The sequence below is a fragment of the Arcicella sp. GW458-12-2-14-TSB2 genome, assembly GCF_059423785.1.
In genome coordinates this window covers 1-16,596 of the sequence record NZ_JBWKYN010000131.1, presented here as the reverse complement: position 1 = coordinate 16,596, position 16,596 = coordinate 1, and the positions used below count along the sequence as shown (strand labels likewise).

General features: G+C 35.2%; 15 protein-coding genes. 3 read left to right on the top strand and 12 right to left on the bottom strand.

What is annotated here, in order from left to right; translation table 11 throughout:
• Positions 1 to 99: 99 nt before the first annotated feature.
• Positions 100 to 642: a hypothetical protein gene (locus AC07XN_RS17180; protein ID WP_309912258.1), complete on the bottom strand. Its 543-nt coding sequence runs from the start codon at positions 640 to 642 to the stop codon at positions 100 to 102.
• A gap of 72 nt (positions 643 to 714) precedes the next feature.
• Between AC07XN_RS17180 and AC07XN_RS17175 the strand changes: the two genes are divergently transcribed.
• The gene (locus AC07XN_RS17175) at positions 715 to 1,782 is read left to right on the top strand and encodes a LuxE/PaaK family acyltransferase (protein WP_494743959.1); all 1,068 of its coding nucleotides are present in this window, start codon (positions 715 to 717) and stop codon (positions 1,780 to 1,782) included.
• Position 1,783: 1 nt separating this feature from the next.
• Here AC07XN_RS17175 and AC07XN_RS17170 read toward each other — a convergent pair whose 3' ends face one another.
• From AC07XN_RS17170 to AC07XN_RS17155, 4 genes are all read right to left on the bottom strand, one after another.
• Positions 1,784 to 2,194 (bottom strand): molybdenum cofactor biosynthesis protein MoaE, encoded by a 411-nt coding sequence (locus tag AC07XN_RS17170; RefSeq protein WP_494743958.1) that lies wholly within the window; start codon positions 2,192 to 2,194, stop codon positions 1,784 to 1,786.
• Positions 2,195 to 2,292: 98 nt separating this feature from the next.
• Complete coding sequence (locus tag AC07XN_RS17165; protein WP_309958955.1) at positions 2,293 to 2,781, bottom strand: dihydrofolate reductase; 489 nt, start codon at positions 2,779 to 2,781, stop codon at positions 2,293 to 2,295.
• 19 nt (positions 2,782 to 2,800) lie between these two features.
• Positions 2,801 to 3,637 carry a formyltetrahydrofolate deformylase gene (gene purU, locus AC07XN_RS17160; protein WP_494743957.1) on the bottom strand — a complete coding sequence of 279 codons (837 nt, stop codon included), beginning with the start codon at positions 3,635 to 3,637 and terminating at the stop codon, positions 2,801 to 2,803.
• A gap of 89 nt (positions 3,638 to 3,726) precedes the next feature.
• The gene (locus AC07XN_RS17155; RefSeq protein WP_309912266.1) at positions 3,727 to 4,131 is read right to left on the bottom strand and encodes a GNAT family N-acetyltransferase; all 405 of its coding nucleotides are present in this window, start codon (positions 4,129 to 4,131) and stop codon (positions 3,727 to 3,729) included.
• A gap of 379 nt (positions 4,132 to 4,510) precedes the next feature.
• On the opposite strand from AC07XN_RS17155, the gene AC07XN_RS17150 reads away from it, so the two are divergent.
• Positions 4,511 to 5,743: an isocitrate dehydrogenase (NADP(+)) gene (locus tag AC07XN_RS17150; RefSeq protein WP_309912268.1), complete on the top strand. Its 1,233-nt coding sequence runs from the start codon at positions 4,511 to 4,513 to the stop codon at positions 5,741 to 5,743.
• Between the two features lie 83 nt (positions 5,744 to 5,826).
• Here the strand turns inward: AC07XN_RS17150 and AC07XN_RS17145 are convergent, their stop codons facing one another.
• The 7 genes from AC07XN_RS17145 to AC07XN_RS17115 form a co-directional block, all read right to left on the bottom strand.
• Entirely contained in the window at positions 5,827 to 7,113 is a 1,287-nt protein-coding gene (locus AC07XN_RS17145; RefSeq protein WP_494743956.1) for a sensor histidine kinase, read from the bottom strand.
• A 186-nt stretch (positions 7,114 to 7,299) separates the two neighbouring features.
• Positions 7,300 to 8,673 (bottom strand): sigma-54-dependent transcriptional regulator, encoded by a 1,374-nt coding sequence (locus AC07XN_RS17140; protein ID WP_494743955.1) that lies wholly within the window; start codon positions 8,671 to 8,673, stop codon positions 7,300 to 7,302.
• A gap of 266 nt (positions 8,674 to 8,939) precedes the next feature.
• On the bottom strand, positions 8,940 to 10,091 hold the full coding sequence (locus AC07XN_RS17135) for an ABC transporter permease (protein ID WP_494743954.1): 1,152 nt from the start codon (positions 10,089 to 10,091) through the stop codon (positions 8,940 to 8,942).
• Positions 10,092 to 10,246: 155 nt separating this feature from the next.
• A complete protein-coding gene (locus AC07XN_RS17130; RefSeq protein ID WP_309912275.1) occupies positions 10,247 to 11,491 on the bottom strand; it encodes an ABC transporter permease in 1,245 nt (414 codons plus the stop codon).
• Between the two features lie 24 nt (positions 11,492 to 11,515).
• Entirely contained in the window at positions 11,516 to 12,178 is a 663-nt protein-coding gene (locus AC07XN_RS17125; protein WP_309912276.1) for an ABC transporter ATP-binding protein, read from the bottom strand.
• Between the two features lie 2 nt (positions 12,179 to 12,180).
• Positions 12,181 to 13,629: a TolC family protein gene (locus AC07XN_RS17120; RefSeq protein WP_494743953.1), complete on the bottom strand. Its 1,449-nt coding sequence runs from the start codon at positions 13,627 to 13,629 to the stop codon at positions 12,181 to 12,183.
• Positions 13,629 to 14,876: an efflux RND transporter periplasmic adaptor subunit gene (locus tag AC07XN_RS17115; RefSeq protein ID WP_494743952.1), complete on the bottom strand. Its 1,248-nt coding sequence runs from the start codon at positions 14,874 to 14,876 to the stop codon at positions 13,629 to 13,631. The genes AC07XN_RS17120 and AC07XN_RS17115 overlap by 1 nt, the downstream gene beginning before the upstream one ends.
• 619 nt (positions 14,877 to 15,495) lie before the next feature.
• Here AC07XN_RS17115 and AC07XN_RS17110 point away from each other — a divergent pair.
• Positions 15,496 to 16,596 (top strand): reverse transcriptase domain-containing protein (locus AC07XN_RS17110; protein ID WP_494743951.1); only part of this gene is annotated, 1,101 nt, incomplete at its 3' end.

Here is a 16,596-nt window from a genome sequence, read left to right as displayed (position 1 = left end):
TGTCGTAATTCACAAAATAAACAAGGAGGTTTTTATTTGGCAAGCCATCCACAAAATTCGGGATGACTCATGTTTGAGCGTAATATTTTATAACTGATTCTATTTATTAAAAATAACAACCTCAGGGGTTTCAGTAGTATTACTTGTGTTCATCGCCCTGTCTTTAATGGTCACTTCAAACTTCACTGTATCCTTTTTACCCGTTAGATTAGGTATCCCTGCAAAGTTAAGGTATTCAAAATTAACAGAATAATCTACGACCCCTTCGATAGGACCAGCCTTAGTACCATCTTTTAAATGGAATAATATATTCCCTCCAAATTTCACACTAGGGTCGCTCAATACGAACTTGCCATTCTTTTTTACATATAAATCAATCAGGAAAGTTCTGACATCTAAACCATATTTTTTTTGCAACGCTGCAAATTCCTGAGCATTAAATCCTAAGTCACCATCACCATCTTGAAAGTTAATAGAAATAATCACAGAGTCTTTTTTAGTCACCCCCAATTGAGTTGGTTTTTCTGTAGTGATAATACGAACATTATTATATGAAATACTGGGTATATTACTAAAATCTGGTACGCCCGTACAAGAAAACATAAGCACTAAAAAACTAAAGATGTATAAGTTCTTTCTCATAGCATTTAAAAACATTTTAACGGTATAACGATTTTCCTCGCTTCCTTGTTGTTTTATTGTTCTGTAAAGTTAATGATTTGCTTAATTTTGCAGAACGATATTAGATTGATTTCACGAATCGACCCGAAAATGATAACATCAGCACAATTAAAGGCAAGCGTACTTAACGTAAATACACAAAATTTTGATGACTTGGCACTAAACATTTTTCGTTTTCAAGCTCAAAATAATGTTACTTATGCAAAGTACTTAAAATATCTACAAGTTGATGTATCAAAGGTTCAGTCAATTAAAGACATTCCATTTTTACCGATTGAATTTTTCAAAACTCAGACCATCCTCAGTGGAGACGTACAACCAAAAGTAATTTTTGAAAGTAGCGGAACGACAGGGCAAAATACATCAAGACACTTGGTAGCCGACCCTGATTTCTATTTGCAAATTGCCGAGCAGATTTTTGAAAAATTCTATGGTAAACTCTCCGAATTTCAAATTCTGGCGTTGCTCCCTTCCTATCTTGAGCGAAACAATTCTTCTTTGGTGTATATGGTCGAGCATTTTATCAAACAAAGTAAATCGCAAGATTCAGGGTTTTATCTCAATAATTACAACGAACTAGCAACTACCTTAAAAAGAATTGCCTCAGAGGATTCTTCTAAAAAAATATTATTAATCGGGGTGACCTTTGGCTTACTAGATTTTGCCGAAGCGGGCTTAGACTTATCTTTTCTTCAAGCATTTCAACACTTAACAGTAATGGAAACAGGCGGTATGAAAGGACGAAGAAAAGAATTGCTCCGCGAAGAAGTACATGAAATACTGACGAATGCCTTTTATGTCAATAAAATTCATTCAGAATATGGCATGACCGAATTATTATCGCAAGGATATTCTTTTGGAGAGGGTATTTTTGATTTACCTCCTTCGATGAAAATCTTATTAAGAGATGTAAACGACCCTTTTAATGTTGAACATCAAACCCGAGGAGGCATCAATGTCATTGATTTGGCCAATGTAGACTCTTGCTCATTTATTGAAACCAAAGATCTAGGCTCATTTATCCCTGACACTGGACAATTTAGGGTATTAGGCAGATTTGACAATTCAGATATTCGCGGTTGTAACCTGATGATTTTATAAATCAGGGATGGGCTTCTAGCCACTCTTCACCATCTTTATAAACCTCTCTTTTCCAGATAGGTACTACTTGTTTCAGGGTATCGATTAGCCATTGGCAAGCTTCAAAAGATGCAGCTCGATGTGGTGTGGAAACAGCAATTACCACGGCCACATCACCAATTTCTAACGTTCCTTTGCGATGTACCATTACAATTTTTTCAATCTCCCATTTTTCTTTGGCTTGGTCAGCTAATTCCTGCATTTTTTTCACCGCCATTGTATCATAGGTTTCAAAGATTAGCCTTACTACTTCTTTGGCATTATTATGATTTCTGACCGTTCCGATAAATACATCCACTGCTCCCGCACGTTCTGATTGTGCGGCATCAATACAAGCTTGAATATCAATGGCTTCGTCGGCTATTTGTATCATTTAAAATATTTTTTTAGTCTAAAGAAAATTTTGAAGAATGTTAATGCACGAAAATTTAAATCCTAATTTTCAAATCAACACATCTTCAAATTTTCAAATTATTTCTCCAATTCCACAAAAGAGTATCTATACAAATGCTTCTCATCAGTTTCGTGGTCTATTCTGCTTACTTCTTCCCAAATATTTTTATCAATGGATGGGAAAAAAGTATCTCCTTCAAAAGCATGATGCACTTCTGTCAGATAAATTTTATCTGCAAAAGGCAAGGACAGACGATAAATCTCTGCACCACCTATGATAAATGTTTCGTTATCTTCTATCTCACTAGCTGCTTCGATAGCATCTTCCAAAGAATGAACGGTTATACAGCCTTCCACTTGAAAATCTTGGTCTCTGGTAATGATAATGGAAGTACGATTTGGCAAAGGTTTACCGATAGATTCAAAGGTTTTACGCCCCATAATCACTGGATGCCCAGTTGTAAGTCGTTTGAACATCTTTAAATCTTCGGGCAATCGCCAAATTAGTTGATTATTGTGCCCGATAACGCCGTTTTCAGCAACGGCTACGATGATTGATAATTTCAATGTAGTTTGATTTAACTTTTTACTCAAAAATAATCGTCTTATTGCCATGAATAAACACACGATCTTCAAAAACAAATTTCAAGGCTTTGGCCAATACTATTTTCTCTACATCCCGTCCCGCCTGAGCCATCTCTAAGGCATTTTTGGTGTGGTCTACCCTTGTGATGTCTTGAAAAATAATTGGTCCTTCATCCAAATCATCTGTTACAAAATGCGCTGTTGCACCAATAATTTTTACACCTCTGTGGTGTGCTTGTTTATAGGGATTAGCTCCTATAAAAGCAGGCAAGAACGAATGATGAATATTGACAACTTTCTTACTGAACTTCTTGGTAAATTCTGGCGTGAGGATACGCATAAACTTGGCAAGAATCAGATAGTCTGGCGAGTAGCTTGTCACTACCTCCTCTATCTGTTTCTCATGTTCAGCACGGGTAATTCCCTCCGCTGGTACATGATGGAATGGTATATTAAATTTTTCTGTAAGCGGACGTAATACATCATGATTGCCAATGACTGCTAAAATATTAAATGGCAAATCGTTGAATTCATTTCTAATCAATAAATCTGAAAGGCAGTGGTGTTCTTTGGTAACCAATACTACTACATCTTTTACTTGTTTGGTCGTAAGGTCGATATTGGCAGTACTTGGCAGGATTCCTCTTAGTCCATCTTCAATTCTTTCTGGGTCACAGTCGCCAGAAAAAGCTACACGCATGAAAAAAAGATTGTTATCAACATCTACAAACTCGTCGGTACGTTCAATATTAAGGTTATTAAAAAAAAGTACTCCTGTAATTTTATGAACAAGTCCCTTTTCGTCGGTACAATCAATTCTTAATATATAATCAGTCATTTTTAATTAAAATTAAATTTGGGTTTTCAGTGTTTTACTCAAAACATAAACGCTTGATGGGGGTTCGATTCCCACTGGTGTAGTAAAGATTAAAATGTTCTACTCATCTTCACAAACTCAATTCCATCTTTTGTCCACGTTTCCGACACGATTTCAAAACCAAATTTTTGATAAAACGGATAAGCACTTACTCTGGCATTACACCAGAGATTCTTTATATGTTGTTTTTCGCATTCTTCAATCAGTGCTTGAAGTAATACAGAACCATAACCTTTGCCTTGATGGGCTACTTTTGTAGCAAATTTTCTAAACTGGGCATTTTCTTCTTCTAAAAATAAGGATACAACAGAAAGCAATTCAGTATTTTCGAATACTCCAAAATGCACCCCTCTTTCATCTTCTTCTAATTGCACATAAGCTAGTGGTTTATCTGGCCACATTACGCTTTGTCGGATTGACCAAGTATCGTTAGGATTTATTTTTCTGACTTCCACAAATACTATTGATTAATATCATTTTGCTTTAATTAAAATACAAAGTAAGTAGATTAATTGTTATTCTTTTCAAAGCCTTTATTACTATTTTGGTTAAAAGGCTTTTTCTAGAGGTATTTATAAGCAGTAATGATGTATTTTTATCAAACAACTGAATGTTAGTTTTATTAACAACCCTATTTTCCAATATTTTTATTTTCAGGCACTTAAAATTGTATTTTTTTCAAGCCTTAGCCAATCTATATAGAATTTAGAGAAACAAAACACATTCCGTATTAATTCATTGATTACCTTTGCCCCAAAATCATTCTTTAAATAAAAGAAATTTGAATTAATTCAAACAATTAAAGTTCAAAATTCCCAATTAGCATATTTCACAATGGAAAAAATTAAAGTTGCGAACCCTGTCGTTGAATTAGATGGCGACGAAATGACTCGAATTATCTGGAAATTCATTAAGGATAAGTTGATTACTCCTTACTTAGATGTAGATATTAAATACTACGATTTAGGAATGGAATACCGTGACGAAACTAATGACCAAGTTACGATTGATGCAGCAAATGCTATCAAAGAATATGGTGTTGGTATCAAATGTGCTACAATCACTCCAGACGAACAACGTGTTGAAGAGTTCGGCTTGAAACAAATGTGGAAATCGCCAAACGGAACAATTCGTAATATTTTGGATGGTACTGTTTTCCGTGAGCCAATCGTTTGTTCTAACGTTCCAAGATTAGTACCAAACTGGACAGCTCCAATCATGATTGGTCGTCACGCTTTTGGTGACCAATACCGTGCTACTGACTTCTTAACAAAAGGAAAAGGTAAATTAACAGTTACTTTCACACCTGAAGATGGTTCTGAACCACAGACTTTTGAAGTATTCAACTTCAAAAACGATGGTGTAGCTTTAACAATGTATAACACTGACGAGTCTATCCGTGGTTTTGCTCACTCATGTTTCAACATGGCATTAAGCAAAGGATGGCCTTTATATTTATCTACTAAAAACACCATCTTGAAAAAATACGATGGTCGTTTCAAAGATATTTTCGAAGAAATCTACCAAGCAGATTACAAAGCGAAATTCGTAGAAGCAGGTATTGTTTACGAACACCGTTTGATTGATGACATGGTAGCTTCGGCATTGAAATGGAATGGTAATTTCGTTTGGGCTTGTAAAAACTATGATGGAGACGTTCAGTCTGATACAGTTGCACAAGGTTTCGGTTCATTAGGTTTGATGACTTCAGTATTGATTACTCCAGACGGAAAAACAATGGAAGCTGAAGCAGCACATGGTACTGTTACTCGTCACTACCGTGACCACCAAAAAGGAAAACCAACTTCAACGAACCCTATCGCTTCTATCTTTGCTTGGACTCGTGGTTTGGAATTCCGTGGTAAATTAGATGATAACCAAGAGTTAATCAACTTCTGCCAAACGTTAGAAAAAGTTTGCGTTGAAACAGTTGAATCTGGTAAAATGACTAAAGACTTAGCAGTTTGTATTCACGGAAATAAAGTGAATCATGGCGAGCATTATTTATATACTGAAGAATTCTTAGCTGCTTTAGATGAAAATCTTAAAGCTGCTTTGGCGAAATAATTTTCGCTTTTCTTCAATATTATAAGAGGGCAAAATCATAATGATTTTGCCCTCTTTTTTTTTACAAGGTTTTTGTTGATATGTTACAAACGATATTCAATTACAAATGCTGTCCAACCGTCAGATTTTGTTTGTAAAGAAAAGTTGAAGCCGTGATTATTCAGTATTTCTCTACAAAGCATTAATCCTATACCTTGCCCTTCTGGCTTATCACTAAAGAATGGAGTAAACAATTGTTGCTCAATGGCTTTGGGAATGGGTTTTCCATTATTAGCAATCACAATTTGTTTCTCATCAACATTGATAGCAATGGTTTTATCGCTACTTCCCTCACAAGCTTCAATGGCATTTTTTAATACATTTACCAACACTTGCTCTATTTGCCCTACATCTACTAATATAGGTTTTCCCTCGCCCTTATAATTACTAATTATCGAAATACCTTTTTGCTCTATTTGTAGTCTCATCAGTTGAACAGCATTTTTGATAATGCCCGCGATATTCCTTTCTTCTTTATTAGGCAAAGGCAGACGGACAATATCAGCAAAACGTCTCATGAAAAGATTCAAACGGTCGTTGCGTTCGGTAGCTACTCTTAAAGCATTTGATAAATCTTCTTCTTCAATATATTTTTTGGTTACTTCCAGAATAGAGTTTACTGCCCCTATTGAATTGTTGACTTCATGAGCCATCATTCTGATTACCTTGCCATAAGCCTTCTTTTCAGTCGCTAGAATTTCAGTGGTCAATTCTTCAATGAGTAAAAATGGGCGAGCAAAGCCCCTATCCATAAAAAATGAGCGTTGAATTTTATAAGTAGCCAAGCCATTTAATTGTACTGTTTGGGCTTCTTTATTTTCTAATAATAGTAAATGTGGAATAATGGGATGAGGAATCTGACTTAATGCTAAAGTATTAGGTAAATATTCAGGCAAAGAAAAAAGCTCTTGTGCCTTTGGATTGGTCTTAACGATATTGCCGTCAAAGTCTAAAATGATAATCGCTATTGGCGAAGCTTGAATAAGTTTTTCCAGAAAAAAATGCTGTTCAACTACCTGTAAGCGTTCTTGTCGGAGTTGGTCTATCATCGCATTATACACTGCAATCAGTTCATCCATTTCGTACTTGCCTACAGGTTTGAATTTCACCGCAAAATCTTGGTCTTTAATAGCCTCTGCACCCATCAACAAGAATTTTAGCGGCTGAATAAAGTCTTGGTACAGCTGCACAGCTATGACTAAAGAAGCAAGCACCAATAGTTCAGAAAGGATAAAATAGAGTTTGTTTTCATTCAAAAGCCGAAACGTTAAAAAGATAATAACGGCATGAATGAGCGTAACAAAAATGATATATTTTACTTTTAGAGACAAGAGTTTATTGAGTGAATGAGTGATTTGTGATTGAGTGATTTTTTTTAATTGTGAGTTAGTGAATTGTGAATTAGTGAGTTTTTAGTTGATTATTTTATAACTATGTAATAATCAGTCATGAATTTGCCCCTAAATGAAATAAATCACTAACTCACAACTTAATCACTCAATCACTAACTCGCTAAATCACTCAATAGCAAAAGGTATATTAAACTTTTCTAACCGTCGATATAATGCAAAACGTGTAATGCCTAATGAACGAGCTACTTTTGATATTTTGTTTTGATGAAAAGCCATTGCTCTTTGAATCATTAACAATTCTATTTCATCCAAAGTCATCGTCCCAACTTCTGGTAGCGTATTCTTGTTCGCTTGTATGGTATTAATAGAAATATTCTTTTGAAAATCCTCAATCGCTAGTTCATCTTTAGGCGTGAGTAAAATTGTTTTTTCAACTAAATTTTTCAGTTGACGAATATTGCCTGGTAAAGGTAAAGATTTCAACCAATTGATAGCTTTAGGAGCAATGGTTAAATAGGGACGCTCGTAAATAGTTTTCAGGTTATTGACAAAATAGATAGCCAGTGAAGCAATGTCATCGGGTCTTTCACGTAAAGCGGGCAATTTTACTGAGATAAGATTGATTCGATAAAACAAATCTTCTCTGAAAGTATTGTTCGCCACCATTTCTTCCAAATTACGGTTGGTTGCACAAATTACCCTTACATCTACCGTTTTACTTTTGCTACTACCCAATGGTTCAAAGGTTCTATCTTGCAATACCCTTAATAGTTTCACCTGACTTGATAAATCTAAATCTCCGATTTCATCTAAGAATATTGTGCCTTTATTCGCTAGCTCAAAACGCCCTATTCTATCAGATTTAGCATCTGTAAAAGCTCCACGTATATGTCCAAACAATTCACTTTCAAATAAACTAGCCGAAACGCCTCCTAGGTTCACTTTAATAAAAGGTTTGTTCTTTCTTTTACTGTTTTGATGGATAGCCTCAGCAATCAATTCTTTGCCTGTGCCGCTTTCGCCTGTAATCAATACGGGAGCGTCTGTAATGCCTACTCTGCCAATCGTTTCAAGGATTTCTAATAGCTTTGGGTCTTCGCCCACAATGTGCTCAAACTGGTACTGTTGGTCTAACTTTTTACGATTGAGCGATTGTACTTTTTGCTGAGAAAGATTTAGAATTGTAGTGATAGACTGTATAATATAACCATTTTGCCATGGTTTAGTTACAAAATCCTTAGCCCCCAATTTCATTCCTTCAACAGCCAAATTGATAGTTCCCCAACCTGTCAATAGGATAACCGCAATATCAGGGAAAGCACCACGGATAATTTTCAGGGCTTTTATCCCTTCATCTCCAGAAGTTTCAATCGAGAAGTTAAGGTCTAATATAATTAAATGTGGTTGAAATTCTTCGATAATATCCATCGCCAAAACAGGTGAAGAGGTCGTCTTCACCTGAAAGCCTTCTTGCCGAAGCATCAACGAAAGGGATGTCTGTACGGCTATATCATCATCTATGACTAATATTTTGTTCATGTTTTTAAGCTGTGAGCAATGAGCTTTGAGCCTTGAGCTTTTTTGATTTTAGCTTTCTTTGAGAAATAAGCTGCAAAAAATGCTATGAGCGTTAAACTATTGAATTCTCATAACTCACTACTCAAAGCTAAATTCTATTATTCATATTTTTGAGCTGTGAGCGTTGAGCTACGAGCTTTGATAAATGAGTAAACCAATGAATTATAAGCTTTAAACTCTTAAAAATCTCATGGCTCAAAGCTCATAGCTCACTCCTAACAGCTAATTTACTGTTCATGCAGAGCCATTGCTGGTTGAATTTTGGCGGCTTGGCGGCTTGGGTAATAAGCACAAAGCGTTACGATGCCATATAAGATAACAATAGAAAGTCCGATTGCCATCCAATAGATACTTGCTTTTAAATCAAACACATTCATCAAAGGAAACTGTACGGCAAACAATATTCCTATCAACATTCCGAAAGTGGCAATTACCCACATTTCGCCTACAAATTGAATTTTAACATTGCCTTCAGTAGCTCCCATCGCCCTCCGTACACCTATTTCTTCTCGGCGTTTAGCAATATTCAGGTTCAAAATGCCAAACAGTCCCATCGCTACATTCACTAATAGAAACACCGTAATGATTAGAAAAATTAACACAGGAACTAGTGCTAAATTATGTTGGTTTTTTCGTTGGTCAGTAAGATAACTTACTTCAGTTGTCCATTCTTTAGCGATTGCACCAATATCTTTGACTAGTTTTGCCTCAAAGTTAGCATCTGTTCCCGGTTTTATTTTGATAAGCACTTTCGAGTATTGGTATTTATCATCGATTAAAGTAAAGATACAAGGTTCATTATTGGTAAATTCTCCCTTGGCTTTAAAATTATCAACCACACCAACTATTTTCTGGTCTTCGCCCAATACTTTTCCAATGGGGTTTATGTCGCCAAATAAATTCTCTTGCGTTTTTTTATTAATTACTACGGCCTTAAATTTAGCCACTGCATCAGCTTTTTTATACCAATTGCCTTGCAGGATTTTGAGGTTTAATGTTTTTGCAAAATTTTCATCCGTAAAGTAATAATCCCCATTCGTATTATTCTTTTTATATGAAATCCCTCCATTATGCTGACTAAAGGAGAAAGGAGAATTATTAGACATCCTAGTCGCTATTTCTACTTCTGGATACGACTTTATTTTCTGATAGATGCTATTTAACTTTTCTTTAACAGCAGTAGTATCTTGGTTTGTCGAGAGTTCTAAAGCCCATATATTGTCGTATTGAAAACCGATTGGCTCTAAATAATTTTTAAAATTGTAGCTAATGAGTGTCATCACTCCAAAAAGCACAAGAAAGGAAATCCAAATTTCGACCATCAATAAAGTATGGGTCTTTTTTTTGTTCCAAATGAGTTTAAATAAATGCTGTAACATATCAGTTGTGAATTAGTGAATGAGTGATTTAGTGATTGTTTTAATTGTGAATTGTGAGTTAGTGAGTTGTGAGTTAGTGATTATTTTTATTTGTACTAATCAAAGCTCACAGCTCGTAACTCACGGCTCATGGCTCATAGCTCACAGCTAAAAACCTACGAACTTTTCAGTGCGTCGATAACTTTCATTTTTGACATTCTGATGGCTGGTACTACGCCTGAGAGTAATCCGAAAATCAAACAAACCAATAAACTCACGCCGAATACACTAAAATTAATCGTTAGGTCAGCATAAAGAATTAAACCACTTTGATTGAAAATAGCAATAATAATAGCCGTGAGTGTCAAAGCGAAACCTCCACCAATCATCGTAATAAAAATATTCTCAATGATAAACTGCCAAGCAAGCGAGCTAGAGGGTGCACCAAAAGCCTTGCGGATGCCAATCTCAGAAGCTCTTTCCATAATTCTACTCACATTCAAATTCACTAGATTGATAGCGGGCAACCCCATTAACATCAACACAATAAAACTTATGATGATGTATATATAAATCTCTTTACCGTTTCTCAAAAGGCTGTATAATACAGTATCTACATAAGGCTGTGCTTTCACGTCGATAATATCAAACTTATTCCCAAAAGACTGTATTGGTAAAGGTATTTTATTCACTGATGCATCAAACTCTTTTTGGATTTCAACAAAATCGCTTTTGTCTTTTGCCAAGATAATCACCGTAAAATTACCTTGTATGCTCTTTGATTGATAATTACTTTTAGGCAGATTATAAGGGAAAAACACATCAGAGAAAGTCATAAATCGAGTAACAGGTGCCGATTTAACAACCCCAATTACTTTAAATTTTTCATTATCCACTTCTATCATTTTTCCAATGGCCGATGCCGTTTCATCTTCAAAATACTGCTTTTTCATGGCATCAGTAATCACAACAACATGGTCGCCATTAGCAATATTTTGATGATTAAAAGGCTTTCCTTCCAAAAATTCATAATCGGTTACTTCCCAAAAATTAGGATCACAGTATTTTGTACTAACCTTAATTCTGCGACCATTCAAATACGAATTAGCCGAACTTATCATGGTTGAAAACCCTACATTTTCAGGTGTTTTCAAAGGCTTTATGTGTGTTTTGATGAAATCATAAGAGAGAGCCCCTCCATTCATAGACGTTTTGGCAGAATCGTACAAAGCCACATTCATGATATACAGCGACCTATCTCGTTTGTTTTCAGGATAATGACTTCCTACCAAATGGTCTAGGAAAGAAGTAATGACCATCAGCACCGTTAGCGTGAGCGTAATACCAAACAGCGTAATAAACGTATAAAATGGATGCCTAAGCAGGACTTTCCATGCAATTTTAATATAATTGAACAGCATGATTTTTATATTTTAGAGGTTAAATTAAGATACTTGCGAGCCATCAAAAAGGCGAATTAAACGGTGCGTTTTCTTGGCCATGTTTTCATCGTGCGTAACCATTACAATGGTACTGCCTGCGGCATTCAGCTGTAAAAGAATATTCAATATTTCGTTCCCCATCGCACTATCCAAATTTCCTGTTGGCTCATCTGCTAAAATAATTTCAGGGTTTCCAACAATGGCTCTGGCAATGGCAACACGCTGTTTTTGTCCCCCAGAAAGTTGATTAGGAAAGTGTTTCATCCTGTTGCTCAATCCTACTTTTTCTAAAGCCTCTTTTGCTGCATCTCTACGACTTTTGCTGGTTGAAGTACGGTATAGCAAAGGAATTTCAACATTATCTAAAATCGACAAGTCGTTGATAAGGTGAAAGCTCTGAAAGATAAACCCTATTTTCTGGTTACGTAGAAAAGCCAAATCCTTATCCGTGAATTTTTCTACAGGTTTACTATCAATAGCAATCGTGCCTGTCGAAGGCTCATCTAATAAACCCATGATGTTCAACAACGTACTTTTGCCACAACCCGATGGCCCCATAATAGAGACAAATTCTCCTTTTTTAATGTCTATATTGATATTGTTCAATGCCAATGTTTCAATATTACTAGTCTGATAGACTTTCTCGATGTTGGTTAGTTTAATCATGATTATTTTCTAAGATTTAAAGATTCGTTTTGTTCAAAATCGTATAAAGTATAATAACGTAATGTATAATATGCTTGCCAATAGTCCCTTAGGGCAATGATATAATCTCTTTTGGCGCGGTCTTTTTCTTGCAAGGCTATGCTCAAATCTGTGATGCTCAAATCTGCCAGAATGTACCTATCTTGGGCAATCTGATACCTTTTATTGGCTATTTCATCTGTTTCTGCGGTGAGTTTCACTTGCTTTTGGAGCATTTCAAAAAGCGTTACTTGTGTATAAATCTGTTGCTCAAAAGTCAGTTTATCTTGCTCTACACTTTGCTGTGTCAATTGTAAATTGGCTTTAGCTGTTTCAGTACGAGCCTTAGACCTTCCCCAATCCATAATCGGCAAAGTAAACTGTATTTCGACGAACTCACGGTCTTGAGCATTTTTATAAATATCCAAAGGTCTTGCTCCACGATTAGACAAACCAAACGCTACATTCAAAGAAGCATTCAAACCATTTTCACTTTTAGCCTTGTTCAAATCTCGTTCAGACTCCAAGATTCTACGTCGAAAAGCAATCGCATCTGAGCGACTATTCAAGGCCTCTCTGATAGCTCTTTGTGCATCAATCTCAAAGACCTTAATCTGAAAAGGAATATCAAGGTCTAATTTTGTACTTTCCCTATACCCAATGTATGATTTCAACTGTAGCATAGCTACCTCCGCTTGTTGCTTGGCAGAGGCTAAATCTTTCTGAGCATTCAGCACTGACAAACGTAATTGAAGAATATCATTCTCTGAAATCTTGCCCAACTCTAGCCTTTTCGAGGCAATTTTATACAGCGTATCGTTATTACTCCTATTCTTCTCGGCAATTTGTAAATTGACCTGTGCAATCAATAAGTCAAAATAGTAACTACTCACATTCAAGGATACTTTTTCTAAAGACTCCAAAAATAATTGCTGACTTTCTGAATATTTCAACGGTTCTATTTGTTTATCCCATTTCATGGCATTAAACATAAAAAGCGGTTGCGTCAATCCAAATGCTACCGGTATACCATTATAAAGCGTCGTATTTCTCTCGAAATCATCAAAGCGTTGAAGTTGCTTTTGTACATAAATCGTTCCTCCTGTTTTAGCAATACTTTGGCTAAGTGATAGCGTTAAGGTTGAATTATTATTAGAAACCGACTGAAAAGCGACTGTTCCATCAGGTTGAAGCACTTGAATAAACGAGCGCGTAAAACTTGGCAATGCTCCACTTAAACTCAATTGCGGTTTAAAATCAGCTTGAAACGATTTGAATCGCCAAAAGTCAGTTTCCTTTTGCGTGGATGCTTGTTTAGCAGCAATGGATTTATCTTTAGCCATTTGTACGGCTTCGTCTAAGCTTAATTGAGATTGCTGAGCTAATGATAAATTGCTGATAAACAATAAGAGGTATCGTAAAGTATTTTTCATTATTGCTCAATTTTAATTTCGTTCAAATGCTCATACTTGCTCAAATCTGAAATAATTACTTTTTCGCCTGCTTGAATACCACTTTTTATCTCTACAAAATCAAAGTTCGAAAGCCCAATTTCTACCTCTCTTCTTTTGGCAATGCCTTTTTCTAATACAAATACAAAAGTCTTTCTTTTCCCATTAAAGGCAGGGCCATTAGCTACACGGACGGCATTACCAATGCGATTGGTAACCATAAAAACCTCCACCTTCATATTGGGGCGAAGCGAAGCGTGTTTGTTATCCTCTAAAGCAATTGAAAACTGAACGATGCCATTGGCTACCGAAGGCTTTATTTGCACCACCATGCCACGTAGTGACACTTCATTGATTTTTACAATCACAGGCATCCCTATTTTCAATTGGTCGGAATAAGTATCAGAGCAAGAACCTTCTATTCTAAAACTGCCTAAATCAGCTAATTTGGCTAACATTTCACCTTCGTTGACAGCTGAACCAATTTTATCGTTCACCCAAGTAAGCACACCTGAGCGGTCGGCAACGATGTCTGCCATCGTGATTTTATGTTGAAGCTCTTTCAAGTTTTTGCTTTCTATCTCAGCATTCAACTCAGACTCACGCACATTTGCTCCAACAGACTTTCGGTGATAATTCAATTCGTTTTCTAATTGTGCTTTTTCTAGTTCAGCAATCTTCAGCAGATTCTCGGCTTTGGTTACGTCCTCTTGTGTTCTCCCTCCTACTTTTAGCAAGCGTTTGGTATCTTCTAAATCTGCTCTGAGACGATTAATCGTTAGAGATTTTATTTTGTCGCTGATGTCAGCATCATAGATTTTTTTATCTAAATCCATCTTCAGCTTTCCAATGCTATTTTGCTTTAAAGCCAACTGGTCTTTTAGCTTTTCAAGCTCTATCATCGTCAGCGATTTATCTAAATCCATGATAGGCTGACCAGCTTTTAATGATGCGCCAGTCGTAAAAAACACTTTTTTGATACTTGCTTTTATCGGACTAGTAATGGTTTGTTCAAAAGCGGGGATTACTTCGCCCGATGCCGTCAAGGTATTTTCGATACTGCCCATTTCAGCCACAGCCGTTCTGATTTTTGAAGCTTCCAAAGAAGATTGAAGAGAATTTCTAAAAAAGTAGAGTATCGCAATTAACGCTGACACAAGCAATAAACCGATAAGCCACTTTTTAGATTTTCGTTGATTAATAAGGTTTTGAGAAATTTCTTTGTCCATAATACTGTTAGATTTGCTAATAGTATTCCAAAGACAATGCCAAACAATAATCAATTGATTATCAATTGATTATACAAAATTAGAAATGTAATTTACGTGCGATTTAGCACGGTTTGTGCGGGAAGGAACGGGGAGGGATTTAACTAATTTTACCGTATAATAAGTTTTTTGGAAATTAATTGATTGGACATTTGGGAAATGTCGGAGATTTGGGTAAGTTGAGTTGGAATTGCCATTATTAAAAAATTACAACAATTATTTGACAAATAATAAATAAAGACTTTGGGGGCAGAAGGTCGGAGTGATACGTTTAACTTTAATATACCACGTCTAAGATGTACGTTAGCTGGGAAGGTAAATACCAATAATTTCCAAACAATCTTGAAAGAGAATTGTAGAGGAAAGAGTTAACAACAGTTTCATTACTGTTGAGACCCTGAGATTGGTTCTGCGTAACAATTTATTGACCATATTTAATGTGTTTATGAATTTAACTACAAAGATAGCAATTTCTATACCTGAAAAGAGTAGCGTTGCAATAGCCTTGATAAGGCAAAAGCTTCGAAAGAGCCTGTACATTTCAAACCTGCTACTATAAATCTGCCCCCTTATTTTAATTATGCAAACAGAAAGCTGGTTTAAACTAAAAAAATATCCACACATTGGTCTACCAATTACAATCTCTGACTATAATTGGGTTAAAGAGTATGTAATTAATAAAGAAAAAATTAGAATCCATAGTTTTCTACCTCTCCTACATAAATGTATTTCACAACGCAAATTCAGGCCTGATAAAGCAAGAACTGATAAGACTAAAACAAATAGAAGATTTAGAGTAAAAGACAAAAAAGACAGAAATATTTATTTTGCTTCACATATTGATTCACTTATATTTTCATATTACAATAGTCTATTAGTTAATGCTTATGAAAAGTATGTAGAGAATAAAAATTTTAATGAATCGATTGTTGCTTATAGAAAAATACCACTTTTTAAATATTCTAAAAAAAATAAATGTAATATTGACTTCGCAAAAACAACATTTGAATTCATTAAAGAAAATAATTTTAAAAAATTATCTGTTATTGTTGCTGACGTCACTTCCTTTTTTGACAATTTAGACCACAGAATATTAAAACGACAATGGGCAAAAATTTTAAATGAAACTACTTTACCTTTAGACCATTATAATGTGTTCAAATCATTAACAAAAATAAAGTATGTAGAGGGAGAACAATTGTTTGATAGTTATAACCGAACTATGATAGTAGAACGAGGAATTCCTAATAGTTCTAAAAAATCTGTATTTAAAAGAATAGAAATCGAAAAGTCTCTTTATTTTAAAGAAAAAAGTGTAATTGCATATTGTGAAAAAGATGAGTTTTTGAAAAACAATTTGAATTTAATTATTTCTAAAAACAATAATAGTGGTATTCCACAGGGGAGTCCTATAAGTGCGACATTAGCAAATGTATATATGCTTGATTTCGACCAAGTAATTTATAACAAAGTTAAATCTGTTGGGGGGTTTTATCAGAGGTATAGTGATGATTTAATAGTTATTTGTGAACAAGAATATGAAGATGAAATAATTAAAGTCATTAGAGAAAACATTGCAGATTCTAATGTTGCAAACCTTGAAATACAATCAAAAAAAACAAAAGTTTATAGATTTGAAAATGTTGGTAAAGAATTTCTGGGATTTGAGATTGATGAGCTA

Bases quoted from the DNA above. Each gene is read 5' to 3' on its own strand.
- AC07XN_RS17170 (WP_494743958.1), bottom strand. From the start codon at position 2,194: ATGATACAAATAGCCGACGAAGCCATTGATATTCAAGCTTGTATTGAT.
- AC07XN_RS17125 (WP_309912276.1), bottom strand. From the start codon at position 12,178: ATGATTAAACTAACCAACATCGAGAAAGTCTATCAGACTAGTAATATT.
- AC07XN_RS17135 (WP_494743954.1), bottom strand. From the start codon at position 10,091: ATGTTACAGCATTTATTTAAACTCATTTGGAACAAAAAAAAGACCCAT.
- AC07XN_RS17175 (WP_494743959.1), top strand. From the start codon at position 715: ATGATTTGCTTAATTTTGCAGAACGATATTAGATTGATTTCACGAATC.
- AC07XN_RS17120 (WP_494743953.1), bottom strand. From the start codon at position 13,629: ATGAAAAATACTTTACGATACCTCTTATTGTTTATCAGCAATTTATCA.
- AC07XN_RS17180 (WP_309912258.1), bottom strand. From the start codon at position 642: ATGAGAAAGAACTTATACATCTTTAGTTTTTTAGTGCTTATGTTTTCT.
- AC07XN_RS17150 (WP_309912268.1), top strand. From the start codon at position 4,511: ATGGAAAAAATTAAAGTTGCGAACCCTGTCGTTGAATTAGATGGCGAC.
- AC07XN_RS17115 (WP_494743952.1), bottom strand. From the start codon at position 14,876: ATGGACAAAGAAATTTCTCAAAACCTTATTAATCAACGAAAATCTAAA.
- purU (WP_494743957.1), bottom strand. From the start codon at position 3,637: ATGACTGATTATATATTAAGAATTGATTGTACCGACGAAAAGGGACTT.
- AC07XN_RS17140 (WP_494743955.1), bottom strand. From the start codon at position 8,673: ATGAACAAAATATTAGTCATAGATGATGATATAGCCGTACAGACATCC.
- AC07XN_RS17130 (WP_309912275.1), bottom strand. From the start codon at position 11,491: ATGCTGTTCAATTATATTAAAATTGCATGGAAAGTCCTGCTTAGGCAT.